Below are 1,253 nucleotides of genomic sequence, written 5' to 3'. Positions count from 1 at the left end.
GAGAGCCTTGAACCGGGACAAAGCGTTTCGGTGGTGGCTCGGCGCAACGGCATCAATGCCAACCAGCTGTTCCTGTGGCGCAAGCTGTATCAGGACGGCAGCTTGTCGGCGGTCAGTGCCGGTGAAGCTGTGGTGCCGGCCTCCGAGCTGAGCGATGCGCTCAAGCAGATCCGTGAACTGCAACGGATGCTGGGCAAGAAAACGATGGAAGCAGAAATCCTCAAAGAGGCCGTGGAGATCGCCCGGTCGCGAAAATGGATTGCGCACTCACCCTTGTTGCCGGGGGACGACCAGTGAAACTGGTCAGCGAATGTCTCGGTGTGGCGCGCTCGCAATTAACGGTTCGAATCAAGCAATCGGTATCGCCCAAGACACGGCGAAGCAGGCCTGTGAACGATGCTGAGTTGGTGGCCGAAATCCAGCAACAGGTCAGCGAACTGCCCAGCTATGGCTACCGTCGAGTCTGGGGATTGCTGCGTCGCGCCCGTGAAACCCAGTTGCTACCCGCGATCAACGTGAAGCGGGTTTACCGGGTTATGCGTGATCACAATCTGCTGCTTGAGCGCCGCCTCAAACAGCCCGGTGTGGCGCGTCGGCACGAAGGCCGTATTGCGGTGAAAACCAGCGATACGCGTTGGTGCTCGGACGGCTTTGAGTTCCGTTGCGAGGACGGCGCCAAACTGAGCGTGACCTTCGCCCTGGACTGCTGTGATCGCGAAGCCATCGGCTGGGTCGCCAGCCCGACCGGGTACAGCAGCGATGACATCCGCGACCTGATGTTGGAAAGCGTGGAGAAGCGCTTCGGTGATCAACTGCCTGCAACGCCGGTGCAGTGGCTCAGCGATAACGGTTCGGCCTACACCGCCGAACAGACGCGCCTGTTTGCTCGACAGATCGGCTTGCAGCCGGTGACCACCCCAGTACGCAGCCCGCAGAGCAATGGCATGGCAGAGAGCTTCGTGAAGACGATCAAACGTGATTACGTGGCGCACATGCCCAAGCCGGATCGAGAAACGGCGCTGCGTAACTTGGCAATTGCCTTCGAACATTACAATGAGCAGCATCCGCACAGCGCCTTGAACTATCGCTCACCGAGGGAGTTCAGGCGCTTGGCAGCAGCAGCAATTTAACGGGGAGTTGGTGTCCGGTTTTGAAGGGGCAAGTCCACAGCCGGTTTCGCTGATTTGGGATGGTGACCTTTAAGAACGAAGAATCAGAACTGAGCTTCCAGGGTTTAGCGCTGCGGAGCGAGT

General features: G+C 59.1%; 1 protein-coding gene. It reads left to right on the top strand.

What is annotated here, in order from left to right; genetic code table 11:
* A protein-coding gene (locus BK658_RS29760) for an IS3 family transposase (RefSeq protein WP_259740171.1) occupies window positions 1–1,130 on the top strand; the annotation gives its coding sequence in 2 pieces (ribosomal slippage) (window positions 1–256 and window positions 256–1,130; 1,131 coding nt annotated over the 2 pieces). This gene is flagged as partial in the annotation.
* Between the last annotated feature and the right edge of the window lie 123 nt (window positions 1,131–1,253).

The sequence above is a fragment of the Pseudomonas brassicacearum genome (assembly GCF_003732175.1).
Classification (GTDB): domain Bacteria; phylum Pseudomonadota; class Gammaproteobacteria; order Pseudomonadales; family Pseudomonadaceae; genus Aquipseudomonas; species Aquipseudomonas brassicacearum_G.
The sequence above is the reverse complement of the archived record's forward strand: the minus strand, read 5'-3'. Positions and strand labels throughout refer to the sequence as shown.